The 26,601-nt window shown below is 60.6% G+C and carries 19 protein-coding genes and 1 pseudogene; 14 read left to right on the top strand and 6 right to left on the bottom strand.

The window, feature by feature from the left end:
• Positions 1 to 139: 139 nt before the first annotated feature.
• The 3 genes and pseudogenes from RHP74_RS28770 to RHP74_RS28760 form a co-directional block, all read right to left on the bottom strand.
• A complete protein-coding gene (locus tag RHP74_RS28770; protein ID WP_027926650.1) occupies positions 140 to 556 on the bottom strand; it encodes a DUF3010 family protein in 417 nt (138 codons plus the stop codon).
• A 32-nt stretch (positions 557 to 588) separates the two neighbouring features.
• Positions 589 to 819: pseudogene (locus RHP74_RS28765) on the bottom strand (helix-turn-helix domain-containing protein); the annotation flags it as partial.
• Positions 820 to 829: 10 nt separating this feature from the next.
• Complete coding sequence (locus RHP74_RS28760; protein ID WP_169857139.1) at positions 830 to 1,231, bottom strand: lysozyme inhibitor LprI family protein; 402 nt, start codon at positions 1,229 to 1,231, stop codon at positions 830 to 832.
• A 236-nt stretch (positions 1,232 to 1,467) separates the two neighbouring features.
• Between RHP74_RS28760 and RHP74_RS28755 the strand changes: the two genes are divergently transcribed.
• The 10 genes from RHP74_RS28755 (at position 1,468) to RHP74_RS28705 (ending at position 17,752) form a co-directional block, all read left to right on the top strand.
• Complete coding sequence (locus tag RHP74_RS28755; protein WP_007907542.1) at positions 1,468 to 2,445, top strand: dipeptidase; 978 nt, start codon at positions 1,468 to 1,470, stop codon at positions 2,443 to 2,445.
• 79 nt (positions 2,446 to 2,524) lie between these two features.
• Positions 2,525 to 3,055, top strand: coding sequence for a DUF5943 domain-containing protein (locus RHP74_RS28750; RefSeq protein ID WP_008033249.1), 531 nt, complete (start codon positions 2,525 to 2,527; stop codon positions 3,053 to 3,055).
• Positions 3,056 to 3,070: 15 nt separating this feature from the next.
• Positions 3,071 to 5,131, top strand: coding sequence for a dimethylglycine demethylation protein DgcA (gene dgcA, locus RHP74_RS28745; RefSeq protein ID WP_008151900.1), 2,061 nt, complete (start codon positions 3,071 to 3,073; stop codon positions 5,129 to 5,131).
• Between the two features lie 175 nt (positions 5,132 to 5,306).
• A complete protein-coding gene (gene dgcB, locus RHP74_RS28740) occupies positions 5,307 to 7,256 on the top strand; it encodes a dimethylglycine demethylation protein DgcB (RefSeq protein ID WP_010467006.1) in 1,950 nt (649 codons plus the stop codon).
• Positions 7,256 to 8,476 carry an electron transfer flavoprotein subunit alpha/FixB family protein gene (locus RHP74_RS28735; protein WP_010467007.1) on the top strand — a complete coding sequence of 407 codons (1,221 nt, stop codon included), beginning with the start codon at positions 7,256 to 7,258 and terminating at the stop codon, positions 8,474 to 8,476. Before dgcB ends, RHP74_RS28735 begins: the two co-directional genes overlap by 1 nt.
• A gap of 15 nt (positions 8,477 to 8,491) precedes the next feature.
• The gene (locus tag RHP74_RS28730) at positions 8,492 to 9,262 is read left to right on the top strand and encodes an electron transfer flavoprotein subunit beta (RefSeq protein ID WP_010467008.1); all 771 of its coding nucleotides are present in this window, start codon (positions 8,492 to 8,494) and stop codon (positions 9,260 to 9,262) included.
• A 145-nt stretch (positions 9,263 to 9,407) separates the two neighbouring features.
• Positions 9,408 to 9,974 carry a GNAT family N-acetyltransferase gene (locus RHP74_RS28725; protein ID WP_311096794.1) on the top strand — a complete coding sequence of 189 codons (567 nt, stop codon included), beginning with the start codon at positions 9,408 to 9,410 and terminating at the stop codon, positions 9,972 to 9,974.
• 1,025 nt (positions 9,975 to 10,999) lie between these two features.
• On the top strand, positions 11,000 to 14,452 hold the full coding sequence (locus tag RHP74_RS28720) for a GMC family oxidoreductase N-terminal domain-containing protein (RefSeq protein ID WP_311096793.1): 3,453 nt from the start codon (positions 11,000 to 11,002) through the stop codon (positions 14,450 to 14,452).
• Between the two features lie 159 nt (positions 14,453 to 14,611).
• On the top strand, positions 14,612 to 16,480 hold the full coding sequence (locus RHP74_RS28710; protein ID WP_311096792.1) for a hypothetical protein: 1,869 nt from the start codon (positions 14,612 to 14,614) through the stop codon (positions 16,478 to 16,480).
• A 27-nt stretch (positions 16,481 to 16,507) separates the two neighbouring features.
• On the top strand, positions 16,508 to 17,752 hold the full coding sequence (locus RHP74_RS28705) for a metallophosphoesterase (protein WP_077747271.1): 1,245 nt from the start codon (positions 16,508 to 16,510) through the stop codon (positions 17,750 to 17,752).
• A 107-nt stretch (positions 17,753 to 17,859) separates the two neighbouring features.
• On the opposite strand, the gene gbcA is transcribed toward RHP74_RS28705, so the two are convergent.
• Positions 17,860 to 19,155, bottom strand: a complete 1,296-nt coding sequence (gene gbcA, locus RHP74_RS28700) for a glycine-betaine demethylase subunit GbcA (protein WP_311096791.1) — start codon at positions 19,153 to 19,155, stop codon at positions 17,860 to 17,862.
• Between the two features lie 452 nt (positions 19,156 to 19,607).
• Between gbcA and gbcB the strand changes: the two genes are divergently transcribed.
• Entirely contained in the window at positions 19,608 to 20,708 is a 1,101-nt protein-coding gene (gene gbcB, locus RHP74_RS28695; RefSeq protein WP_010467027.1) for a glycine-betaine demethylase subunit GbcB, read from the top strand.
• 100 nt (positions 20,709 to 20,808) lie between these two features.
• On the opposite strand, the gene RHP74_RS28690 is transcribed toward gbcB, so the two are convergent.
• Positions 20,809 to 21,633 (bottom strand): NAD(P)-dependent oxidoreductase, encoded by an 825-nt coding sequence (locus RHP74_RS28690; RefSeq protein WP_311096790.1) that lies wholly within the window; start codon positions 21,631 to 21,633, stop codon positions 20,809 to 20,811.
• Positions 21,634 to 21,897: 264 nt separating this feature from the next.
• Positions 21,898 to 22,938: a low specificity L-threonine aldolase gene (locus RHP74_RS28685; protein ID WP_010467030.1), complete on the bottom strand. Its 1,041-nt coding sequence runs from the start codon at positions 22,936 to 22,938 to the stop codon at positions 21,898 to 21,900.
• Between the two features lie 133 nt (positions 22,939 to 23,071).
• On the opposite strand from RHP74_RS28685, the gene RHP74_RS28680 reads away from it, so the two are divergent.
• From RHP74_RS28680 to RHP74_RS28670, 3 genes are all read left to right on the top strand, one after another.
• Entirely contained in the window at positions 23,072 to 23,788 is a 717-nt protein-coding gene (locus tag RHP74_RS28680) for a TraX family protein (protein WP_311096789.1), read from the top strand.
• A 284-nt stretch (positions 23,789 to 24,072) separates the two neighbouring features.
• Entirely contained in the window at positions 24,073 to 25,326 is a 1,254-nt protein-coding gene (gene glyA / locus RHP74_RS28675) for a serine hydroxymethyltransferase (protein WP_311096788.1), read from the top strand.
• Positions 25,327 to 25,349: 23 nt separating this feature from the next.
• Positions 25,350 to 26,600 carry a sarcosine oxidase subunit beta gene (locus RHP74_RS28670; protein WP_007947735.1) on the top strand — a complete coding sequence of 417 codons (1,251 nt, stop codon included), beginning with the start codon at positions 25,350 to 25,352 and terminating at the stop codon, positions 26,598 to 26,600.
• Position 26,601 lies beyond the last annotated feature (1 nt).

Here is a 26,601-nt window from a genome sequence, read left to right as displayed (position 1 = left end):
GCACAGATTCCAACAACACCAAAAAAACCTGTGGGAGCGAGGCTGCTCGCGAATGCAATCTGTCAGCCGCCATTGATGTCGACTGACCCACCGCTTTCGCGAGCAGGCTCGCTCCCACAGTTATGATTTGTTGTGGATCTTATTTCTTCATTAAGGCCGAGCAGGCTGCTTTGTAGGCTTCATGCTGATACTTGTTCAGCGTCGCTGGCAGTTCCACGTTGTGCTTCTTGCTCTGCGCATTGATCGTTTGCGGCGACAGCAGCGTCACCTCGCAATTTTCCAGCAGCTGAAACACACCCTCGATCTTGAACGTGGTCGGTCCACCGGCGAACTCGCCTTTCTTGCTGCGCTTCTTGATCGCGATCCGGTCGATGGAGTTCTCGCGTACAAACGACGCCACCTGAGCGGCGAAGACTTTGACGTTCGCGGCTTCGTCGTCATCGTCGAGGGCGATTTTCTTGGTGGGCAGGGCTACGTGACTCAGCGTCTGACCGTCCAGGGACGCGACGGCAATGATCGCTTCGCTGCCTTTGATTTCGATGCCGCAGATTTTCATTTCGATCCCTTTCACAAATGGTTGTGTGCAGCCTACAGCTCAAGTTGATTAGCCGTGATGCCAAACGCCGCGGCAATTTTCTCGCGGGTGGCCTTGCGAGGCTTCGCTACAGTCTCTTGCTGGGCAAAAGCAGGTTGAGAAATGCCCATGCGTTTGGCCACCTCATCCTGTGTAAGGTTAAGGTGCTCACGCCAGGCCCTGACCGGTAACGCGCCATCAACGATAAGGCTGACTACTTCGTGAGGGATCAAATCATTCTCCATATTTATGTTTTCACTCCTGCCCAATCGACTCCAAAAACTCCGACCGCTCATCACTCATCCGCGCCACGCAATCGTTCTGCGCAATGGTGAACGCCTTGCTGCCACTGGTCGCCGGAAACGCTTCCACCGCGCAATCCGCATCCCGGGTTTTCAGCCACTGCTGCTGCGCGGCCTTGAGCTTGGCGGTGATGTCGCTCAGTTGCGCCGGGTTCTTGCCGTAGGCCGTTTGCATGCGCTCGGTCAGGCTTTGGTAGTTGTCCTTGAGCAGGTCTTCGGCCGTGGTTCTGCTGTAGGCGGAGCATTCCAGGGTCTGGACGTCGTTTTCGACCTTGTCGCAGGGGTTGTCGTCGGCCTCTTCAGCTGCGTGTACGCCGGTCGCTATCAGTGCCAAAGCCAGGAAGATCGTTCTCATTGCGACGCAGCCCCTATTTTTCAGTGCCTATTCAGTAATGCAGCGGATTCTGGCCCAAGCAGCGGCCCTTGAACAGGTGGGCGATTGCGTCGATCAACGACCCTTTGTCGCGGATTGACGCTTTCGGCAAACCCCCTGTCGTTTTTGCACCCGGCTGCCCCGGTCCTCAGGCATATGCTGGCCCCAAAGCGCCGGCACACGATTCGGCGCATGAATCGCTAATAGGGGACAGCCTGATGAGCCCAGCCGAATTGCACGCCGACAGCATCGTTATCGACGGGCTGATTATTGCCAAGTGGAACCGTGAGCTGTTCGAAGACATGCGCAAGGGCGGTCTGACCGCGGCTAACTGCACCGTGTCGGTGTGGGAGGGCTTCCAGGCCACCGTCAACAACATCGCCGCCAGCCAGAAGCTGATCCGCGAGAACAGCGACCTGGTGATTCCGGTTCGCACTACCGCCGACATCCGTAAAGCGAAGGAGCAGGGCAAGACCGGCATCCTCTTTGGCTTCCAGAATGCTCACGCGTTTGAAGACCAGATCGGCTACGTCGAGGTCTTCAAGCAGCTCGGCGTCGGTATCGTGCAGATGTGCTACAACACCCAGAACCTGGTGGGGACTGGCTGCTACGAGCGCGATGGCGGCCTGTCGGGTTTCGGTCGTGAAATCGTTGCCGAGATGAACCGCGTCGGGGTCATGTGCGACCTGTCCCACGTCGGCTCCAAGACGTCTGAAGAAGTCATTCTCGAATCGAAGAAACCGGTGTGCTACTCCCACTGCCTGCCGTCGGGCCTGAAAGTCCATCCGCGCAACAAGTCCGATGAAGAACTGAAGTTCATCGCCGATCACGGCGGTTTTGTCGGCGTGACCATGTTCGCGCCGTTCCTGGCCAAGGGCATCGATTCGACCATCGACGACTACGCCGAGGCCATCGAATACACCATGAACATCGTTGGTGAAGACGCCATCGGTATCGGCACCGACTTCACCCAGGGCCATGGCCAGGACTTCTTCGAGTACCTGACCCATGACAAGGGCTACGCCCGCCGCCTGACCAGCTTCGGCAAGATCATCAACCCGTTGGGCATCCGCACCGTCGGCGAGTTCCCGAACCTGACCGAAACCCTGCTCAAGCGCGGCCACTCCGAGCGTGTGGTGCGCAAGATCATGGGCGAGAACTGGGTCAACGTCTTGAAAGACGTTTGGGGCGAATAAGCCGCCGCATCTGAAGAATTCTTTCCCCCGGCCGTCCGCGCCGGGGGCAACACCCAAAATTTTCTGGAGTTAAGTTTCCATGGCCAAGATCGCCCCGCAATTGCCAATCGAAGTCGACAGCGAAACCGGTGTCTGGACTTCCGACGCCCTGCCGATGCTGTATGTGCCGCGTCACTTCTTCGTCAACAACCACATGGGCATCGAGGAAGTGCTGGGCGCCGACGCCTACGCCGAAATCCTCTACAAGGCCGGCTACAAATCCGCCTGGCACTGGTGTGAAAAAGAAGCTGAGTGCCACGGCCTGGAAGGCGTCGCGGTGTTCGAGCACTACATGAAGCGCCTGTCGCAACGCGGCTGGGGCCTGTTCAAGATCCAGGACATCGACCTCGATAAGGGCACCGCCAGCGTCAAGCTCGAACACTCGGCGTTCGTCTACGTGTACGGCAAGGTCGGGCGCAAGGTCGACTACATGTTCACCGGTTGGTTTGCCGGGGCCATGGACCAGATTCTGCAAGCCCGTGGCAGCAAGATCCGCACTGTCGCCGAACAGGTTTACGGTGGCTCCGAAGAAGGCCACGACGACGGTTTGTTCACCGTCAAGCCGTTGTAAGTCGAGGAACCCGCCATGGCTTTCGAAGCAATGTTCCAGCCGATCCAGATCGGCAAACTGACCATCCGCAACCGCGTGCTCAGTACCGCGCACGCCGAGGTCTACGCGACCGACGGCGGCATGACCACCGACCGGTACGTCAAGTATTACGAAGAGAAAGCCAAGGGCGGGATCGGCCTGGCGATTTGCGGCGGTTCCTCCAGCGTGGCCATCGACAGCCCGCAAGGCTGGTGGAAGTCGGTCAACCTGGCCGACGACCGGATCATTCCGCACTTCCAGAACCTGGCCGATGCCATGCACAAGCATGGCGCCAAGATCATGATCCAGATTACCCACATGGGCCGTCGTTCCCGCTGGGATGGCGAGCATTGGCCAACTCTGCTGTCGCCGTCGGGCATCCGCGAGCCGGTGCACCGTGCGACTTGCAAAACCATCGAGCCGGAAGAAATCTGGCGGGTGATCGGCAACTATGCCAGCGCTGCGGCACGGGCCAAGGCCGGTGGCCTGGATGGCGTCGAGCTGTCCGCCGTGCACCAGCACATGATCGACCAGTTCTGGAGCCCGCGGGTCAACAAGCGTACCGACGAATGGGGCGGCAGCTTCGAGAACCGCATGCGTTTCGGCCTGGAAGTGATCAAGGCTGTGCGGGCTGAAGTCGGCCCGGATTTCTGCGTCGGCATCCGTCTGTGCGGTGATGAGTTCCACCCGGACGGCTTGTCCCACGAGGACATGAAGCAGATCGCCAAGTACTACGACGACACCGGCATGATCGACTTCATCGGCGTAGTGGGTTCGGGTTGCGACACCCACAACACCCTGGCCAACGTTATCCCCAACATGAGTTATCCACCGGAGCCGTTCCTGCATTTGGCGGCCGGTATCAAGGAAGTGGTCAAGGCCCCGGTCCTGCACGCGCAGAACATCAAGGACCCGAACCAGGCGACCCGTATTCTGGAAGGCGGCTACGTGGACATGGTCGGCATGACCCGCGCCCACATCGCCGACCCGCACCTGATCGCGAAGATCAAAATGGGTCAGGTTGACCAGATCAAGCAATGCGTCGGCGCCAACTACTGCATCGACCGTCAGTATCAGGGCCTGGACGTGTTGTGCATCCAGAACGCCGCGACTTCCCGTGAATACATGGGCGTGCCGCACATCATCGAGAAATCGACCGGTGTGAAGCGCAAGGTTGTGGTGGTCGGTGCCGGTCCTGCCGGGATGGAAGCGGCGCGTGTGTCGGCCGAACGTGGCCACGACGTGACCCTGTTCGAGAAGAAAGAATTCATTGGCGGGCAGATCACTACCGCTTCGAAAGCCCCGCAACGGGACCAGATTGCCGGTATCACTCGCTGGTTCCAGCTGGAATTGGCGCGTCTGAAAGTCGACCTGCGCCTGGGTGTGGCGGCCGATGCGGCCACCATTCTCGACCTGCGTCCGGATGTGGTGGTGCTCGCCGTTGGCGGTCATCCGTTCCTGGAACAAAACGAACACTGGGGCGCGGCTGAAGGCCTGGTGGTCAGCAGCTGGGACATCCTCGACGGCAAGGTCGCGCCGGGCAAGAACGTGCTGGTCTACGACACCATTTGCGAATTCACCGGCATGTCGACCGCCGACTTCCTCGCTGACAAAGGCAGCCAGGTCGAGATCGTTACTGACGACATCAAGCCGGGCGTGGCGATTGGCGGTACGTCATTCCCGACGTACTACCGCAGCATGTACCCCAAAGAAGTGATCATGACCGGCGACATGATGCTGGAGAAGGTCTACCGCGAGGGCGACAAGCTGGTGGCGGTGCTGGAAAACGAATACACCGGCGCCAAAGAGGAGCGGGTGGTGGACCAGGTTGTCGTTGAAAACGGCGTGCGTCCGGACGAAGAAATCTACTACGCCATGAAGGAAGGCTCGCGCAACAAAGGCCAGATGGACATCGAAGCCCTGTTCGCGATCAAGCCGCAACCTTCGCTGAGCCAGGCGGGCGACGGCTACTTGCTGTTCCGCATCGGCGACTGCGTGGCGCAGCGCAATACACACGCCGCGATCTACGACGCGCTGCGGTTGTGCAAGGATTTCTAAGAGCTTGTGGATAACCCTTGTAGGAGCGAGGCTTGCCCGCGAAGGCGTCCTGACATTCAACAGTGATGTCGGCTGATCCATCGCCTTCGCGGGCAAGCCTCGCTCCTACAAGGAATCGGGCAAGGCATCCAGGTAGTTTGGCCTGCAAGACCCTGCGGTCTTTGGGAGCTCCACCATGTTGAACACCCTTCTTCCAATCCTGTTGTTCGCTGCCCTGGGCCTTGCCGTCCTCGGCGCGTTGCGGCGGGTGGCTATGTGGCGCCGGGGCCGTGCCTCCAAGGTCGACCTGATCGGCGGCCTGTTCGCCATGCCCAAGCGCTACATGGTCGATTTGCACCACGTCGTGGCGCGGGACAAATACATCGCCAACACCCACGTGGCCACCGCCGGTGGTGCGGTGGCGTCCATCGTGCTGGCGATTCTGGTGCACGGTTTCGGCCTGCATAACCGCATCCTCGGTTACGCGCTGCTGTTGATGACGGTGGTGATGTTCGTCGGTGCGATCTTTGTCTACCTGCGTCGTCGCAACCCACCGGCGCGCCTGTCCAAAGGGCCATGGATGCGCCTGCCGAAAAGCCTGTTGGCGTTCTCGGCGAGCTTCTTCCTGTTGACCCTGCCGGTGGCCGGCATCCTCCCGGAAAACTTCGGCGGTTGGGTGGTGGCAGCGATCCTCGGCCTCGGTGTTTTGTGGGGTGTGAGTGAACTGTTCTTCGGCATGACCTGGGGCGGGCCGATGAAGCATGCCTTTGCCGGGGCCCTGCACCTGGCTTGGCACCGTCGCGCCGAACGCTTTGGCGGCGGCCGTTCCACCGGTTTGAAACCGCTGGACCTGAACGACCCGAGCGCACCGTTGGGCGTGGAAAAACCCAAGGATTTCACCTGGAACCAACTGCTCGGCTTCGACGCCTGCGTGCAGTGCGGTAAATGCGAAGCCGCGTGCCCCGCATTCGCCGCCGGCCAGCCGCTGAACCCGAAAAAACTGATACAGGACATGGTCGTCGGCCTGGCCGGTGGCACCGACGCCAAGTTCGCTGGCAGCCCGTATCCGGGCAAGGCCATCGGCGAGCACGCCGGCAACCCGCATCAACCGATCGTCAACGGTTTGGTGGACGCCGAGACCCTGTGGTCCTGCACCACGTGCCGGGCTTGTGTCGAGGAATGTCCGATGATGATCGAGCACGTCGACGCCATCGTCGACATGCGCCGCCATCTGACCCTGGAAAAAGGCGCCACTCCGAACAAGGGCGCCGAAGTCCTGGAAAACCTGATCGCCACCGATAACCCGGGCGGTTTCGCGCCGGGCGGGCGGATGAACTGGGCGGCGGATTTGAACCTCAACCTGATGAGCGAGAAGAAATCCGTCGACGTGCTGTTCTGGGTTGGCGACGGCGCCTTCGACATGCGCAACCAGCGCACCCTGCGCGCTTTCGTCAAAGTGTTGAAAGCAGCCAAGGTCGACTTCGCGGTGCTGGGGCTCGAAGAGCGCGACAGCGGTGACGTGGCCCGACGCCTGGGCGACGAAGCGACGTTCCAGTTGTTGGCCAAACGCAACATCCAGACCCTGGCCAAGTACAGCTTCAACCGCATCGTCACCTGCGACCCACACAGCTTCCACGTGCTGAAAAACGAATACGGCGCCTTCGACGGCAACTACCTGGTGCAGCACCACAGCACCTACATGGCCGAAATCATCGGCGCTGGCGCCTTGAACCTTGGCCAGCACAAAGGCAGCAGCGTGACGTATCACGACCCGTGCTACCTCGGCCGCTACAACGGCGAATACGAGGCGCCGCGTGAAGTGCTGCGCGCCCTCGGCATTGAAGTCAAAGAGATGCAACGCTCCGGTTTCCGCTCGCGCTGCTGCGGCGGCGGTGGCGGGGCGCCGATCACCGACATTCCGGGCAAGCAACGGATCCCTGACATGCGCATGGACGACATCCGCGAAACCGGCGCCGAACTGGTGGCCGTGGGTTGCCCGCAATGCACCGCGATGCTCGAAGGCGTGGTCGAACCGCGTCCGCTGATCAAGGACATCGCCGAATTGGTGGCGGACGCGTTGCTCGAAGACGCGGCGCCGAGCAAGCCGACCAAACCGGCCCAACGTGAACCTGCGGAGGCCCACTGATGAGCGACATTATCCGCCGCGACCCCCGCGCCGAATGGATTGCCCGTAACCGCCTGCACCCGCTGCACGCGGCCATGCAACCGGCGCAACACAGCTGGATGGGCCCTAACGGCGTCATCCGCAAGAACCTGCACGGCATCGGTTTTATCGGTCCCAACGGCATCAAGCGCATTGACCGCAGCGGCGCTCAGCAGGGCGGCGCGACCAAACGCTCGGCGGCTGTGGAAGTGCAATTGCCACTGCATCAAGTGCCTGCACCTGCGTTTTACATCAGCGTGGTGCCGGACATGGTCGGCGGCCGCTTGAGCAGCCACGACCGCGACTTGCTCGGTCTGGCTCATCAACTGGCCGGCAAGGAAGGCGCGGTGTTGGCCGTGGTTTTCGGCGAACACAAAGAAAACGCTTTCACTACCGCAGGCGTCGATCGCTTGCTGGTATTGGACGGCGATGAATTCAGCGGTTATGCACCGGAGCAACGCGTCCAGGGCCTGCGGGCTGTGGATAACCAGTTCAGTCCGCGTCACTGGCTGCTGCCGGACAGCCGCAGCGGTGGCGGTGAACTCGGTCGGCGCTTTGCCGCCGCACTGGGCGAACGCCCGGCCACGCGGGTCTGGCAGGTCAAGGATCAGGAATGCATCGGCCGCGCCGGTGCCGGTTTACAGGACCTTGCGCGTCCGGTCGCACGCTTGATTCTGGCCGCTGTCGAGTGCGCAGAACCGGTCAGCGAAACCCGTCACGAAGCGTTGCCCGTGGAGTTATCCACAGCCGTCGCACGCAGCTTGTCGCGCATTGAAGATTTGGGCGCGGTGGCGGTGGATCCGGCGGCGATTCCGATGGCCGAAGCCGAATTCATCTTCTCCGGCGGCAACGGAGTCAAGGACTGGGGACTTTTCCACAGGACCGCTGAAGCCCTTGGCGCCACCGAAGGCGCGTCGCGGGTGGCGGTGGACGATGGCTTCATGGCGCGCGATCGCCAAGTCGGCGCGTCCGGTACCTGGGTCACCGCGCGGGTTTACGTGGCGGTGGGGATTTCCGGGGCGATCCAGCACCTGCAAGGCATTGGTGCCTGCGACAAGGTGGTGGCAATCAACCTCGACCCTGGCTGCGACATGATCAAACGAGCCGACCTGTCGGTGATCGGTGAGAGCGCCGAGATTCTTCAAGCCTTGATCGCGGCGGTAGAGGCTTACCGCAACGAAGCCAAGCGCGATGCGGCTTAAGGAAAGGAAAGGGTTATGAGCACGAAAATCATCAGCCTGGTGTCCATCGGCGCCCACCCGACCTCCGGCCGGCCACGTCGCGCGGAGCAGGATGCGCGGGCGGTGGAACTGGGTCTGCAACTGGCTGGGGATAACTTGCACGTGCTGCATGCCGGCGATGTCGCAGAGCCGGCGTTGCGCGCTTATCTGGGCATGGGCCTGGAACAACTGCATGTGCTCGAACAACCGCAAGGCGCCGATGCACTGCCGGCATTGACCGCTTACCTGCGCGACGCCGGGGCGCAAGTGGTGCTGACCGGCAGTCAGGCGGAAACCGGCGAAGGCTCGGGCATGCTCCCGTTCCTGCTGGCGGAAAGCCTCGGCTGGCCGCTGGTGGTGGGGCTGGCTCAAGTGGAATCCATCGACGGTAATTCAGCGCTGGTGCTGCAAGCCTTGCCTCGCGGTCAACGCCGTCGGTTGAAAGTGCGGCTGCCGTTTCTCGCAACTGTGGATAACGCTGCACCGAAACCTCGGCAGAGCGCCTACGGCCCGGCGCGGCGCGGTGTGCTGCAGGCCGATGAAGTCGAAGTGATCGACGATGAATTGTTGGCCGTCGCCACGCTGCAACCGGCCAAGCCACGCCCAAAACGTTTGAAGGTGATCAAGGCCAAGAGCGGCGCGGACCGGATGAAAGCTGCGACGGCCAAGGCCAGTGGCGGCGGTGGGCAAGTGCTCAAAGGCGTGACCGCGCAGGCCGGGGCTGAGGCGATTCTCAAGTTGCTGATCGAAGAAGGCGTCGTCCGCTAACCGAAAATCAGCACAGAACCCATGTGGGAGCGAGCCTGCTCGCGAAAGCGGTGGGTCTTTCAACATCCTTGCGACTGATCAACCGCTTTCGCGAGCAGGCTCACTCCCACAGGGTGTCCGTGTCACCGACATGTATGGGGAAACAATGGCAGTAGAATTTCGTTCGGCAGTGCGCGCCGATGCGCGTGAGATTGCGCGTCTGTTTCAAATCACATCGGAGGGGGCTGCCGATTACATTTGGAGCCAACTCGCCCGGCCCGGTCAGGATCTGCTGGACGTCGGCGCCATTCGTTACGCCCGCGACGACGTGGATTTCTCCTGGCAGAACTGCCTTATCGCAGAGTCGGAGGGCCAGGTCATCGGCATGCTGCACAGTTACGTGATGCGTCACGATCCGCTGGCAGAGCCGACGACCGATCCGGTCCTGGCGCCCTACGCGAAGATGGAAATCCCCGACACCCTCTACATCTCCAGCCTGGCGTTGCATGAAGGCTGGCGCAACCTGGGCCTGGGCAAGCAATTCCTTGCCTACGCCTACGACCGTGCCAACCGGCTCGGGCTCAACGGCTTGAGCCTGATCGACTACGCCGCCAACACTGGCGCGCGTCGGTTCTATGAGCGTCATGGCTTCCGCATCGTCGACACCTGCCAGATCACGCCCCATCCAATGATTCGGGTCACGGGGGAGGCCTACCTGATGTACCGGCCATGAACATTAACCCGATGTTGCGCCAGATTCAGGTTGGCGTTTCCATCCCATAGGAAACCCATGGTTACCCACAATCCCTGTTAGCGCTTCTGTGGATAACATGTTCGCCCTTCGCTACACACCATACAAAACAAGCCCTGCAAACCTTCGTACAAAAAACAACCAGGCTAACTAGCGGTTTTTACAGGCTTTTTCCAGAGGATAAGTTTGTCCGCTAGCCAATACTTGCCCCCAATCTCTGTTAGCGCATCTGTGGATAAGATGTTCGCTGTCCGCTATAGGCCTTATAAAACGGGCTTGTCAGGTAGATGGTTAAAAAACGATCAAATCAGCGGTTTTGCGCGACTAATCACCCGCAAAGCCCGATATATTGCGGTTTTCAGAGGTTTTCCACAGATCGGCGGAAGTTGCCCCCAAAGTCTGTTGGCGCTTCTGTGGATAAGGTGTTCGCCATCCGCCGCAAGCCACGTATAACGTGCCCTGCAAGCTTTAGATCAAAAAACAACCAATCGCTGTGGAAAACCGGGCTTCTGGATAAGTCACGGTTTTTCTTCGGTTTCTGTGGAGAAAGTTTCCCGCCTATCCACACTTGTCCCCATTAGCTGTGGGTGGAGGTGTGGATAACTTGTTCGCCAAACCCTGAAAGCCACGTCCCGTATAGGCTTGAATGGAATAGATCAGATTTCATACAGTTCTAAGCCGCTGGCTTGACTTCGATCGGTCGCCTGTCTTCACTCACAGGTCACAAGGACCGCCGTCATTTATCCACATCTGGTTCAGGGAGAACGCGTGATGGATAGCCAGCCCGCCCCCATTTTCTTCGCAACGTGCGTGCCCCTCCCGGCGGTCTTGTTGCGCAAACGCATTCACCGCCACGCCGCCAATCAGCGCGCTCGCCTATAGCGCCCGACCTTTCGTAGTGACACCCGCGTGCTGCCGTTGAGTTCACTCAGTGGCCAGGTACTCGTTCGCCCATCGATTGCAGGCAACCGCAGAGTTGCCCTATCTGCCTGATAGAGGAAAGTCCCATGACACGGATCGCAACGCCCATCAGCGACATCAAGGAACATTACGACGTAATCGTCATCGGCTCGGGTTACGGCGGCGGGATCGCGGCGTCGCGCCTGTCCCGCGCCGGCAAGCGGGTCTGCCTGCTGGAACGGGGCCGGGAGATACAACCCGGCGAATACCCGAACACGATGCTGGCAGCCACCGAGGAATTGCAGGTGCACGACCCGGACGGCCACATCGGTTCGCGCACCGGGTTGTTCGATCTGCACGTCAACGCCCAGCAGAACGTGGTGGTCGGTTGCGGCCTGGGCGGTACGTCGCTGATCAACGCCAACGTCGCCCTCGAACCGGAGCCCGGTGTCTTCGACGATCCGCGCTGGCCATTGGCGGTGCGCGAACATCGCGACACCTTGCTCAAGGACGGTTACGCCCGGGCGCGGGAAATGCTCAAGCCCAATCCGTATCCCAGCACTTCACCGGTGTTGCCGAAACTCGAAGCCAACAAGAAGTCGGCGGACTACCTCAAGCAAGGCGCGCATTTTTACCGGCCGCCGATCAACGTGACCTTCGACAAACTGCCGAACAACCTCAACCATGTCGGCGTTGAGCAACTGCCTTGCAACCATTGCGGCGACTGCGTCTCGGGCTGTAACAACAAGGCCAAGAACACCACGCTGATGAATTATCTGCCGGACGCCTGGAACCATGGCGCGGAGATTTTCTGCCAGGCGCAAGTGCGGCATCTGGAACGCGACGGCGATGGCTGGATCGTGCACTTCCAGTACCTGGACAGTGGCCGCGAGAAGTTCTCGGCGCCGACGCTGTTCGTCAAAGCCGACATCGTCGTGGTGTCTGCCGGCACCCTTGGCTCCACCGAAATCCTCCTGCGCTCCCGGGATAAAGGCCTGTCGATGTCCGGCCAGCTCGGCGAGAACATGAGCGGCAACGGCGACATCCTCGGCTTCGGTCACAATTGCGCACAACCGATCAATGGCATCGGTTTCGGCGCGCATCCGGCGAAGGAATTGCAGCCGGTCGGCCCGTGCATCACCTCGGTCATCGACATGCGCACCGAAGGCGACTGGCGTAGCCGCATGGTCATCGAAGAAGGATCGATCCCCGGTGCCCTCGGTCGGCCGATGGTGCCGAGCATGGCCGGGTTCGCCGAGCTGATCGGTCAGCCCACCGACGACAGTTTTACCGGCAAGTTGAAGTACAAGGAACGCGAAGCCGAAAGCTTCCTCCGTGGCCCGTATTACGGCGCGCTGCACAACATGCAGACGTACCTGATCATGAGCCACGACGACGGCAAGGGCCGGATGGTGCTGGACAGCAAGGATCAGCTGCGCATCGACTGGCCGGGCGTTGGCGAGCAGGAAAACGTCAAGATCGGCAATGAACGGCTGCACTTGAGCACCAAGGCGCTGGGCGGCATCTGGGTCGAGAACCCGATCTGGACCAAATTGCTCAAGCACAGCATCGTCTCGGTACACCCCCTGGGCGGTTGCGTCATGGGCGAGGACGCGGGGCAGGGCGTGGTCAACCACAAGGGCCAGGTGTTCAGCGGCGCCAGCGGGACTGACGTGTATGCCGGTTTGTACGTGACCGACGGCGCGGTAATTCCGACGTCCCTGGCGGTCAATCCGTTGCTGACGATTTCCGCGGTGAGCGAACGCAACATGGGCCTGCTGGCCGCCGATCGCGGCTGGCAGATCGACTACACGCTGCCTTCGGCCCCACGCAAACAAGTGGCGCCGCCAACGCTCGGCGTGCAATTCACCGAAACCATGAAAGGCTACTTTTCCCGGGCCTTCACCGCAGCCCAAAGTACTGACCTGAAGGTCTACGAAGCGGCGGCCAAACGCGGCGAGGCAGATAACTCGCCCATCGATTTCACCCTGACCATCACCGCCAACGACCTCAATCGCATGATCAAGGAGCCGGAGCACGCCGCGACGCTGGTCGGTACGGTCAACGCCCCGAGCCTGTCGCCGCAGCCGCTGACCGCCAGCAACGGCGTGTTCAACCTGTTCGAGCAGTATCAGCAGCAGGTCGGCGTACGCCACATGAAGTACGACATGAAACTGACCGCCGAGGACGGCAGCGACTTTTACTTCAGCGCCTTCAAGACCGTGCCCGAGGACAACGGCGTGCTGAACATCTGGCACGACACCAGCACCCTCTACGTGACGCTGTATCGCGGGCCGGACAAGACCGGCGAGGTGATCGGCAGCGGGGTGATGCACATCCATCCGACCGACTTTGCCAAGCAAATGACCACCATGAAGGTGCTCAACGCCCGCAACGAACGCGAACGCATCGAAGGCCTGGCGCGGTTCGGCAAGTTCTTCGCCGGGATTCTCTGGGAGAGCTATGGCGGCGTGTTCGCCGGCGACATCTACTTCAATCCCGACGCACCGCCACGGCTCAAACGACCCCTGGATGCGCCGTCGCCGGTGGTGCATTTCTTCCAGACCGAAGACAACGTCGAATTGCGCGTGACCCGTTATCAGGGCGGCAGCAAAGGGCCGGTGATGCTGGTTCATGGGTTGGGCGTGGGCTCGAATATTTTCTCCACCGACACCATCCAGACCAACCTGCTGGAGTTTTTGTGCAAGCACGAGTACGACGTCTGGCTCCTGGATTTGCGGGTGAGCATCCTGCTGCCGGCGAGCAAGAAGGAATGGAACGGCGACCAGATCGCCCAGTACGACTTCAAGGCGGCCATCGCGCAGATCCGCCAGGCAACCGAGGCGGCGGACGTGCAGTGCGTGGTGCATTGCTACGGCGCGACGACCTTCTTCATGTCGTTGCTGGCCGGTCTGCAGGGCGTGCGCTCGGTGGTCTGCTCGCAGATCGCGGCGGATACGGTGGTCGCCACGGCAACCGGGCTCAAGGCCGGTTTGCACCTGCCGGGCATGCTCGACGCCATCGGCATCAAATCCCTCACGGCGTATGCCGACAACAAGGAGAACTGGTTCAACAAGCTCTACGACAAGGCGCTCAACGGCTACGCCCGGATCGAGGCCCAAGGCTACTGCACCAACCCGGTGTGCCATCGCATCACCTTCATGTACGCGTCGTTGTATCGCCACGACACCCTCAACGAAACCCTGCACGACAACCTGCACGAATTGTTTGGCGAGTCGAACATGCACACCTTCGAGCACCTGGCGCTGATCGTGCGCAAAGGCCATCTGGTGGACTTCAAGGGTGACGACGTCTACATGCCGCACTTTGACCGGCTGAGCATGCCGATCTGCTTTATCAGCGGCGCGGACAACCAGTGCTACCTGCCGGAAAGCACGCTCAAGACTTATGACCGCGTGTGCAAGGTCCATGGGCCGGAGCGTTACAGCCGGCATGTGGTGCCGGGGTACGGCCATATCGATTGCATGTTCGGCAAGGACGCGGTGGTCGATGTGTACCCGATCATCCTGCAACACCTGGAGAAAACCGCCCTCGGCTAATACCGCCAGTGGCTGGAGATTTTTCGCACAACCTGTGGGAGCGAGCCTGCTCGCGAAAGCGGCGGCACAGTCAACATTGACGTTGCCTGATACACCGCTTTCGCGAGCAGGCTCGCTCCCACAGTGGACGGTGTTCAGGATTAGAAGGAAATGGATGATATGGACAGTTACATCCGCTGGTTCCAACGCTTCATCTGGCTAGGCATCGTGATGAACATGGTCTTCGCGATCCCGGCGCTTTTCGCTCCGGCGCTGCTGACCTCGATGCTCGGCATGCCACCGCAACTCTCCGATCCATGGCTTGAAAACGCCGGCATGCTGCTGGTGGGTATCAGCGTGTTCTACATGCCGTCGGGCTTCAACGCACTGCGATTTGTGGTGCATTCCTGGTTATGTGTGTTGTCGCGACTGATCGCCGTGGCGTTCTGGATCTACCTGATCAACACCAGCAGCCAGGCATCAGTGTTCGTGCCGATGCTGATGGGCGATCTGAGCATGTTCCTGATCCTCGGCATCCTGCTGTACCTGGGCAGCACGCCGGCCAATCGTCCGTTGGCGTTGCTCTGTGACGGCTGGCGGGAATGGCGTGCCGGCTGGGCGCTGCGCTGGCAGCGGCACAGTTTCAAGGTCGGCACGCTGATCGTGGTCCTGGTGCTGGGATTTATCGGTTACGAGACTTGGTACCAGATGCTGCGGGTGGTGCCCGCCGAGAAGTACGCCTCCGACGAAGACCACTACAAGTACGCCGCCATCGGCCTCGGCATCGAAGCACGCATCCCGTATTACCTGTTCGCCGTGCTGCCGCAGATGTGCCCCGAGAAACTGCCCAGACCCGGCGGCTATGAAGTCTTCGGTTTCCTCTTTGAGAACGGCAAGGACCTGCCCATCGGCATGGCCAAGCGGCAAATTGGCTACCCGACCGTGGAGCCGAACTGCGCCCTGTGTCACACCGGTTCCTACCGGGCGAATGCCAGCGATGTCGCCATCCCGGTGGCCACCGCCCCGGCCAACACCCTTCAACTGCAAGCCTTTCAGTGGTTCGCCTACGATTGCGCCAGCGATCCGACATTCACCACCGACGCGGTGATGACTGCGATCAACGGCAAGTTCCAACTCGGGTTTTTCGAGCGCTTGTACAACCGCTACCTGATCATTCCGATGGCCAAGAGCGCGTTGCTCAAACAGAAACAGGCCTACGCCTGGCAGAAGCTGCGCCCGCAACAGGGACCGGGGCGCACCGACACCTTTAACCCGACGAAAATGGTGGTGTTCGGCTTCCCGGATGACTCGACCATCGGCACCGTCGACCTGCCGCAAGTGTGGAACCAGAAACCCCGGGAGTCGCTGTACCTGCACTGGGACGGCAACAACAACGACATCCACGAGCGCAACTACGCAGCGGCAATGGCCGTGGGCGCGACGCCGGAATCGGTGCTGCCGGAAAGCTTCAACCGCGTGACCAACTGGCTGCTGGGCACCAAGCCACCCGCCTGGCCGTTCGCGCTGGACCAGGCCAAGGTCGCCCAGGGCAAACCGCTCTGGGATCAGAACTGCGCCGGTTGTCACGACTTCGGTCGCACCGACACCGGCCAGGTCACCACCCACATCGACGAACTGGGCACCGATCCCCATCGCCTGAACTCGTTCACTACGGGGTTGGTGGAGGCCTTCCACACCTTCAAGAAACCGCCATTCGACTTCAACGCCTATCGCAAGACCCAGAGCTACAGCAACACGCCGACCGATGGTGTCTGGCTGCGGGCGCCCTACCTGCATAACGGTTCGGTGCCCACGCTGTGGGATTTGCTGCAGACGCCGGAACAGCGGCCGTCGGTGTTCTACACCGGCTCCGATGTGTACGACCAGGAAAAGGTCGGCTTCGTCACGAGCGGGGCGCAGGCCAAGGCCTCGGCGGACTTCAAATACGACACGCGCCTGGAGGGCAACCACAACAGCGGCCACCTGTACGGCACGCAACTGTCGGACATCGATAAACGGGCGCTCATCGAGTTCATGAAAACCCTGTGATCCCACTACGGATGGAGGAATGCCAACATGTCATTAGTTACTCATTGGGAACATGAATACGACAAGGTCAAAGTTCGCGTGCATGGGCTGTTCACGCGATTGGAAATGTCCTGGAAAAAGCTCATCAGCGAGCTTGAGCCCGAGGAGTTCCAGGCCATCGTCGCCCTGTTGCAGCGTGGCCACGATCAGGCGCAATACGTGCTCAAACACGGCGATCTGCCGGTCGATCAGCCGAGCGTGCCGTGGGAGTTGTCCCACGGTTTGTCGATCCTGCACATCGGCAACGCCACGCCTTTACCGCAATCGGTCGACCAGTTGCAGACCCGGGTGCTCAAGGACGGCAGTCTGCTGGGCTGTCGCAAGTGGGAACTGCTGGATCTGTTGTGGAGCGAAGCGCTGCTCAAGTGGATCGAAAACCTGCGCCATCACGCGCCGTTCGCCACTAACCCGGCATTGATGAAGATGGACAGTGACGTGGTGCTGGCGATCGCTGGCGACTGGGGCACCGGTCCGTTCGACAGCCACGCCCCGGCAGTGGCGGTGGCCAACCAGATGCAACTGGCTCAGGCCGATTTCACTATTCACCTGGGGGATGTGTATTACGCCGGTACCCATTCCCAGGAAGACGTCGACATGGTCGGCTGGCCCATGGGCAAGCACGGCTCGTTCACCCTCAATTCCAATCACGAGATGTACAGCGGCGCCCACGGTTATTTCAAGGAACTGGCCAAGCGTTTTCCGGCGCAGCAGGGCACCAGTTATTTCGCGTTGTACAACGACGATTGGCTGGTGGTCGGGCTCGACACGGCCTATGCGTCAGACGCTATCAATCTGTACATGGACGGCACGCTGAACAAGGAGCAGATCGCCTGGATGAAAGAGCTGCCCCAGCGCAAGAAGATCATGGTGCTCAGTCACCATCAGGGGTTCGATATTTCCGGGCACAACAAGACGGCGTTGTATCAGCCGGTCTGTGATGCGTTGGGTCGGGAGCCTGATTACTGGTATTGGGGGCATTTGCACAATGGCATTTGCTATGCGGCCCAGGGTGGACTGCATGCGCGTTGCGCCGGGCATGGGGCGATTCCGTATGGTAATGCCAGCGAGCTGGACGGGCATACACGGGTGTTGTGGTCGGAAACCGAGAATGCGCGGGATGAGGCGTACCCGGATCGGGTGTTGAATGGGTATGTGAAGGTGCGGTTGGTGGGGGAGCACATCGAAGAGACGTTTATCGGGGAGGATGGCAGCGTGCGGTGGTCTTCAAGTTGATCGGGTGAATGTGAGGCCGTCATCGCGAGCAGGCTCGCTCCCACATTCGATCTTCAGCGCACCAAAGATCCCCTGTGGGAGCGAGCCTGCTCGCGATGCTTTTGCTGTTAGCCCTGAACCGGAACGCCCTTGAGGTAAGGCGCAGGCTCGGCCCCGAGGTTGCTCAACAGACGCTCGCTGTACCAGTCCACAAAGTTCACCACACCAAACTCATAGGTCTTGGAGTAAGGCCCAGGCTGGTACGCCGTGGAGTTGATCCCGCGCTGGTTCTCTTCGGCCAGACGGCGATCCTGGTCGTTGGTGGCGTCCCAGACCTGGCGCATGCGCTCCACGTCGTAGTCCACGCCTTCAATCGCGTCCTTGTGGACGATCCACTTGGTGGTGACCATGGTTTCCTGAGCGCTGATCGGCCACACGGTGAAGACGATGATGTGATCGCCCATGCAGTGGTTCCACGAGTGCGGCAGGTGCAGGATGCGCATCGAGCCCAGGTCCGGGTTCTTGATGCGGCCCATGAGTTTGGCGCAGCCCTGTTTGCCGTCCAGGGTCATCGACACGGTGCCCTTGAGCAGCGGCATGCGCACGATGCGGTTACGCAGGCCGAAACTGGCGTGGGCGTAAGGGATCTTCTCGGCTTCCCAGGCCGCGGCGGAGGCCGCGACGTGGTCCTTGAAGGCCTGGTCGGCACGCGGGTCGGTGACGTCGTCCCATTCCAGCAGGGTTTTCAGCAGTTCCGGGTGCGACGCGTTGCAGTGGTAGCACTCGCGGTTGTTTTCCAGCACCAGCTTCCAGTTGGCCTTTTCCATCAAGGTGGTGGTAATCGCCACCTTGGTGTTTTCCATGTCATACGGTTCCATGTAATGGTTCAGCGTCGACAGGAAGTCATCAATGGCTGGCGGGTTTTCCGACAGGCTGATGAAGATGTAGCCGCCGGCGGTCTTCACGTTCACCGGTTTGAGGCCGTACTGCTTCATGTCGAAGTCGGCGCCCATTTCGGTGCCGGCGAACAGCAGGCGACCGTCCAGTTCGTAAGTCCACTGGTGGTAATGGCAGACCAGTTTGGCAACCTTGCCCTTTTCACTGGTGCACAGACGCGAGCCGCGGTGACGACAGACGTTGTGGAATGCATGGATCACGCCTTCGGCGCCGCGAATCACGATGATCGGATTCTTGCCGACTTGCAGGGTCAGGTAGTTGCCCTTGGTCGGGATCTCGCAAGCCATGCCGGCGATCAACCACTCTTTCTGGAAGATTTCCTGCATGTCGATATCAAACAGCCGCTCGTCAGAGTAAAACGGCTGCGGCAGCGAGAAAGTGCGCTCGCGCTCTTGCAGCATCTGCGCGGTGGCCTTGCGTGCGGGTTCCAGCGGATCGCCCAAGCTGATTTTTGCGGTGACGTCCATCGATTTGATCCTCAAGGCCATTCTGTGTGGCCGGCGAAAGTGGCTATGTGGCCTGTGTAACGGGGTTGGGCGGGCAGGTCCGGCGCATGAAGTTCTGATCCTGCGTTGCCGCTCCTCCCCATAGCGCGCTATGAGTCGTCGCGGCGCCTTGGCTCAGAATTTCATGCATCCGGACCTGCTCCACCCAACCCCGTTACACCGGCCACCGGTTTGCTACGCAAGGTGTAAAGCAAAGTGTAAAGATTGTGTCTTGGTATGGAGCGAGTGTGGGGCCGGCGCTGGGCAGAACCTTATCCATGGGCGACATGGCCCAATCTGTTCCCGACGCGCAACCCCCGGTAGTTGGGGGCTGGTCGCGATAAGTATGTGAATGTCGCAGATAGGTAAATGGGTGGCTCGCGCTATACGCAGAATCGCCAACATAAGGCCGACCATCGGCGGTGGAGAACAGCATGTCCAACAGCTTCCTGAATCCGGTAACCACCCAGACCTGGGCCAACGGTCGACACATCGTCCGTTGCGTCAAAGTCATCCAGGAAACCTGGGATGTGCGCACCTTCTGCTTTATGGCTGACCAGCCGATCCTGTTCTTCTTCAAGCCGGGGCAGTTCGTCACCCTGGAGCTGGAAATCGAAGGCGTGCCGATCATGCGCTCCTACACCATTTCCAGCTCGCCATCGGTGCCGTACAGCTTTTCGGTGACGATCAAGCGCGTACCGGGCGGCAAAGTCTCGAACTGGTTGCACGACACGCTGCATGAAGGTCAGGAGCTGGCGGTGCACGGGCCGGTCGGGCTGTTCAACGCCATGGACTTCACCGCGCCGAAGGTGTTGTACCTCAGCGGCGGCGTCGGCATCACGCCGGTCATGTCGATGGCGCGCTGGTTCTACGACACCAACGGCAACGTCGACATGGTGTTTATCCACAGCGCCCGCTCGCCCAAAGACATCATTTATCACCGCGAGCTGGAACACATGGCGTCGCGGATCGATAACTTCAGCCTTCACCTGATCTGCGAGAAGCATGGTCTGGGTGAGCCGTGGGCGGGTTATCGCGGTTACCTGAACCACAAGATGCTCGAACTGATGGCCCCGGACTTCATGGAGCGCGAAGTGTTCTGCTGCGGCCCGACGCCGTACATGAACGCGGTCAAGCGCATGCTCGAGACCGCCGGTTTCGACATGTCGCGTTACCACGAGGAATCCTTCGGTGCCACGCCGCCGGAAGCCCGTGCCGATGCGGTGGAACAGGCCGAAATTGCTGCCGACGCGCCGGAAGTCGATCTGGCGGACCTGCATCAAGTCGAATTTATCTCCTCCGGCAAGAGCATTCGCGTGGCCCCGGGTGAAACCGTGCATGCGGCGGCGGCCAAGCTGGGCTTGCTGATTCCGAAGGCCTGCGGCATGGGCATTTGCGGCACGTGCAAAGTGCTGAAGCTGGGTGGCGAGGTCGAAATGGACCACAACGGCGGGATTACCGAGGAAGACGAAGCCGAAGGCTACATCCTGTCGTGCTGCAGCGTGCCGAAGGGCGACGTGCGCATCGAATTCTGATTCGCGCCGCGCAACCTGTAGGAGCGAGCCTGCTCGCGATAGCGGTGGTGAATGTGCCGGCGCTATCGCGAGCAGGCTCGCTCCTACAGGTGTTGGTATTTCAGTCGACAAACAAATCTGGCATCAGCGTGTCGTTGGTGCCGGGCTCGAAACGGTAATGATCGAATTCGGTCACGCCGTGCTCCCGCAGAATGTCCTCATCAATCAGCAACCGCCCGGTAATGCTGCGACTGCTGCTGTCCAGAATTGCGTAAGCAGCATCGGCCATGATCGCCGGCGTTCGTGCGTGTTTGAAGGATTCCCTCGAGCCAAGCTGAAACTCGATGGCCGCCGTCGCAATCATCGTCTGCGGCCACAACGAATTGACACTGATGCCATAACTGGCAAATTCCTCACTCATGCCCAGGGTCAGCATGCTCATGCCGTATTTGGTCACCGTGTAGGGGCTGTATTGGGCGAACCATTTCGTCGCCAGGTTCAACGGTGGCGACAGGTTAAGAATGTGACCCTTGGTTTTTTTCAGATAGGGCAGCGCAGCCTGGCTGCACAGCAACACGGCGCGGGTGTTGATCTGGTGCATCAGGTCGAAGCGCTTGAGCTCGATGTGTTGAACGCCGGTCAGCTTGATCGCCCCGGCATTGTTGATCAGCGCATCAATGGCGCCGAAATGTTCGTGGGCCTGGGCCAGCGCCTCGCGTACCGCGAGTTCATCGCGAACATCCACCTGCAAGGCCAGCGCCTTGCCGCCCGCGTCTTCAACTTCCTTGGCCACGCTGAAAATCGTGCCGGGCAGTTTGGGGTGGGGGTCGGCGCTTTTGGCGGCAATCACAATGTTGGCCCCATCCCGCGCAGCTCGCAGCGCGATCTCACGACCAATCCCACGGCTGGCACCGGTAATGAACAGGGTTTTGCCTTGTAAGGACATGCGTACGCTCCTGATTATTATTGTCTGAGCGGATAGAAGCGGCTCGCCAATCAATGTAGACCAAGAGTTTCAGGGTGAGTGATCAGGGGAGGGGGAAAGGGGTTTTGTGGCGAGGGAGCTTGCTCCCGCTGGGCTGCGAAGCGGCCCCGAATACTGAGAATGCGGTCTGTCTGGCAGACCGCATTGGCTGGTTCTACGACGGCTGCGCCGCCGAGCGGGAGCAAGCTCCCTCGCCACAGGGGATCGGGTTGCTGTTTGAAGGAATCAGTGGGACATGACTTCGCGAATATCCGCCGCCAATTCACGTACGCGTTCTTCTTCGGTATCCCACGAGCACATGAAGCGTGCGCCGCCGTTGCCGATGAAGGTGTAGAAACGCCAGCCCTTGGCCGTCAGGGCAGCGATGGCCGGCTCCGACAGTTGCAGGAACACGCCGTTGGCCTGTACCGGGAACATCAGTTCCACGCCGGGAATATCGCTGACCAGTTCTGCAAGAAGCTGCGCGCAATGGTTGGCGTGGCGGGCGTATTTGAGCCAGGCGTCGTTTTCCAGAATCCCGACCCACGGTGCCGACAGGAAACGCATTTTCGAGGCCAGTTGCCCCGCCTGTTTGCAGCGGTAGTCGAAGTCTTCGGCCAGTTTGTGGTTGAAGAACAGAATCGCTTCACCCACCGCCATGCCGTTTTTCGTGCCGCCGAAGCACAACACATCGACGCCGGCTTTCCAGGTCAGGTCGGCCGGGGAGCAGCCGAGGAATGCGCAGGCGTTGGAGAAGCGCGCGCCATCCATGTGCAGGTTCAGGCCCAGCTCTTTGCAGGTGGCGCTGATGGCGCGGATTTCTTCCGGGGTGTAGACGCTGCCGACTTCGGTGGCCTGGGTCAGGGTCACGACGCGGGGTTTCGGGTAGTGGATGTCCTGGCGCTTGAGGGCGACTTCGCGGATCGATTCCGGGGTCAGCTTGCCGTTTTCAGTACGGGCAATGAGCAACTTGGAACCGTTGGAGAAGAATTCCGGCGCGCCGCACTCGTCGGTTTCGACGTGGGCGGTTTCCGAGCAGATCACGCTGTGGTAACTCTGGCACAGCGACGACAGGGCCAGCGAGTTGGCCGCGGTGCCGTTGAAGGCGAAAAACACTTCGCAGTCGGTTTCGAACAGTTTGCGGAAATCATCGGACGCGCGTGCGGTCCATTCATCGTCGCCGTAAGCGCGTTGGTGGCCGTGGTTGGCCTGTTCCATGGCAGCCCAGGCTTCAGGGCAGATACCGGAATAGTTGTCGCTGGCGAATTGTTGGCTCTTATCGGTCATGGCCCTGCTTTCCGTGGTCGAGACGCTTATGGTGAAGCGCCTCGTGGTCAATGATGGTGCGCACTTTACCGAAGATCATCCGGCGAGCACACGGGATGCGTCTGACAGAACACTACAAAGACGACGGGCAATTATGCACATGACGCAAAGGGATGGGGCACTGGATCTGCTCAAGTGGCTGGCGCTATTGAGCATGGTGCTCGATCACCTGCGATATGTCGGTTACTCCGTCGATCTGCTGTATGTGCCGGGACGGCTGGCGTTTCCGTGGTTCTGCCTGGCGATGGCGGCCAACCTTGCGCGCACTGGTGCCACGACGACCGACGGCCAGTGGCGTTACCTGGGCTGGTTGCTGTTGTTCAGCGCCCTGAGCGAAATTCCCTACCGGATGTACATTCCCGATCCCGACACCTTGAACGTGTTGCCTACGCTGGCGCTGGGATTGCTGGTGGCCCGTGGCTGGCAGGATCAACGCCTGCAATCACGACTGCTCGCGGTGGTCGCGCTGGCGCTGGCGGCGCTGTTCCCGCAGTGGCTGATGTTTGGATTCTTCGGGGTGCTGCTGCCGCTGGCGACGTTGCTGGTGATCCGCCGGCCCTGGTATTTCAGCCTGTTGCCGGGGTTGGTGTGCCTGGCGGCGAATCAATGGGAGGTGCTGTTTTACTCCGCGCGGATCGGCAACCGAGCAGCCTTCCTCGGCATTGCCGCTTGTCTGATTGCGCCATTGCTCGGGTTGTTCCTGTTGCGACATATCCGGCATTTCCAGCCGCCGCCAATGCGGCGTTGGGCGTATGCCTTGTATCCGCTGCATTTTCTGCTGTTGCTCGCAATGCGCCAGGCAATCGCCTGACCCCTGTAGGAGTGAGCCTGCTCGCGATGAGGCCGTCACCGCCAGCATTGATGTTTCCTGACCCACCGCTATCGCGAGCAGGCTCACTCCTACAGGGGTTCCTTGGTGATTTGAGGAGTGTGTTCGGCATGCCATTTCCCGCTATGTCGTAAACGCACCTTTGCGTGGCGTCCGTAGGCATTTGGCCTGTCTGCGCCGGTCATACCATCGCATCAAAGGGCACTGTCGAAACACCGGTGCCTTACCGAGACGAATGGCGCATAGATGCCGCTGGGAGAGACGCGATGTTCAGCAAGCAAGACCAGATCCAGGGTTACGACGATGCACTGCTGGCGGCGATGAATGCCGAGGAGCAACGCCAGGAAGATCACATCGAGCTGATCGCGTCAGAGAACTACACCAGCAAACGCGTCATGGAAGCGCAAGGCAGCGGCCTGACCAACAAATACGCCGAAGGCTATCCGGGCAAGCGCTACTACGGTGGCTGCGAGCACGTCGATAAAGTTGAAGCGCTGGCCATCGAACGCGCCAAGCAACTGTTCGGTGCCGACTACGCCAACGTCCAGCCGCACTCCGGCTCTTCGGCCAACAGTGCTGTGTATCTGGCCCTGATCCAGCCGGGCGACACCATCCTCGGGATGAGCCTGGCCCACGGTGGTCATCTGACCCACGGCGCCAAAGTGTCGTCCTCGGGCAAGCTGTACAACGCCGTGCAGTACGGCATCGACACCAAAACCGGGCTGATCGATTACGACGAAGTCGAGCGCCTGGCGGTCGAATGCAAACCGAAGATGATCGTTGCCGGCTTCTCGGCTTACTCCAAGACCCTCGACTTCCCACGTTTCCGTCAGATCGCCGACAAGGTCGGTGCGCTACTGTTCGTCGACATGGCCCACGTGGCCGGTCTGGTCGCCGCTGGCCTGTATCCGAATCCGCTGCCGTACGCCGACGTGGTCACCACCACCACCCACAAAACCCTGCGCGGTCCGCGTGGCGGCCTGATCCTGTGCAAGTCCAACGAAGAAATCGAGAAAAAGCTCAACGCTGCGGTATTCCCCGGCGCACAGGGCGGCCCGCTGATGCACGTCATCGCCGGTAAAGCCGTGTGCTTCAAGGAAGCGCTGGAGCCTGGTTTCAAGGTTTACCAGCAACAAGTGATCGACAACGCCCAGGCCATGGCCGGCGTGTTTATCAAACGCGGCTACGATGTAGTGTCCGGCGGCACCGATAACCACCTGTTCCTGGTCAGCCTGATCCGTCAGGGCCTCACCGGCAAAGAGGCGGATGCAGCACTCGGTCGCGCCCACATCACCGTCAACAAGAACGCTGTCCCGAACGATCCACAGTCGCCGTTCGTGACCTCCGGCCTGCGCATCGGCACCCCGGCGGTGACCACGCGCGGCTTCAAGGTGACCCAGTGCGTGGAACTGGCCGGCTGGATCTGCGACATCCTCGACAAACTCGGCGACGCCGACGTGGAAGCGAATGTTGCCCAGCAAGTGTCGGCCCTGTGCGCGGACTTCCCGGTTTATCGCTGAGCGCGGTTTTGGAGTAAATGACTATGCAACGCTACTCGGGCTTCGGCCTCTTCAAACACTCCCTCAGCCATCACGAAAACTGGCAGAAAATGTGGCGCACGCCGACCCCTAAAAAGGTCTATGACGTGGTCATCGTCGGCGGTGGCGGGCATGGTCTCGCCACGGCTTACTACCTGGCCAAAGAGCACGGCATCACCAACGTGGCCGTGGTCGAGAAAGGCTGGCTGGGCGGCGGTAACACCGCGCGCAACACCACCATCGTTCGCTCCAACTACCTGTGGGACGAGTCGGCGCACCTGTACGAACACGCGATGAAATTGTGGGAAGGCCTGTCCCAGGATCTGAACTACAACGTCATGTTCTCCCAGCGCGGCGTTTACAACCTGTGCCACACCCTGCAAGACATCCGTGATTCCGAGCGTCGGGTCAGCGCCAACCGCCTCAACGGCGTCGACGGCGAACTGCTCGATGCCAAGCAAGTGGCCGACGAGATCCCGTACCTCGACTGCTCGAAGAACACCCGCTACCCGGTAATGGGCGCGACCGTCCAGCGTCGCGGCGGCGTGGCTCGTCACGATGCCGTGGCGTGGGGCTTTGCCCGTGCCGCTGACGCACTGGGCGTGGACCTGATCCAGCAGACCGAAGTGATCGGCTTCCGCAAGGAAAACGGCGTGTGCATCGGCGTTGAAACCAACAAAGGCTTCATCGGCGCCAAGCGCGTCGGCGTGGTGACCGCCGGTAACTCCGGGCACATGGCCAAGCTGGCCGGTTTCCGCCTGCCGATCGAATCCCATCCGCTGCAAGCGCTGGTGTCCGAGCCGATCAAACCGATTATCGACAGCGTGATCATGTCCAACGCCGTACACGGTTACATCAGCCAGTCCGACAAGGGCGACCTGGTGATCGGCGCCGGTATCGACGGCTACAACGGCTACGGCCAGCGTGGTTCGTACCCGGTGATCGAGCACACCATCCAGGCCATCGTCGAGATGTTCCCGGTGTTGTCCCGCGTGCGCATGAACCGGCAGTGGGGCGGCATCGTCGACACCACACCGGATGCCTGCCCGATCATCTCGAAAACCCCGGTCCCGAACATGTTCTTCAACTGCGGTTGGGGCACCGGCGGCTTCAAGGCCACACCTGGCTCGGGCAACGTGTTTGCCGCGAGTCTGGCCAAGGGTGAAATGCACCCATTGGCCGCACCTTTCTCCATCGACCGTTTCCACAACGGTGCGTTGATCGATGAACACGGCGCTGCTGCGGTTGCCCACTAAC

The organism is Pseudomonas sp. SG20052, from assembly GCF_031766055.1.
GTDB lineage: Bacteria > Pseudomonadota > Gammaproteobacteria > Pseudomonadales > Pseudomonadaceae > Aquipseudomonas > Aquipseudomonas mandelii.
The sequence above is the reverse complement of the archived record's forward strand: the minus strand, read 5'-3'. Positions and strand labels throughout refer to the sequence as shown.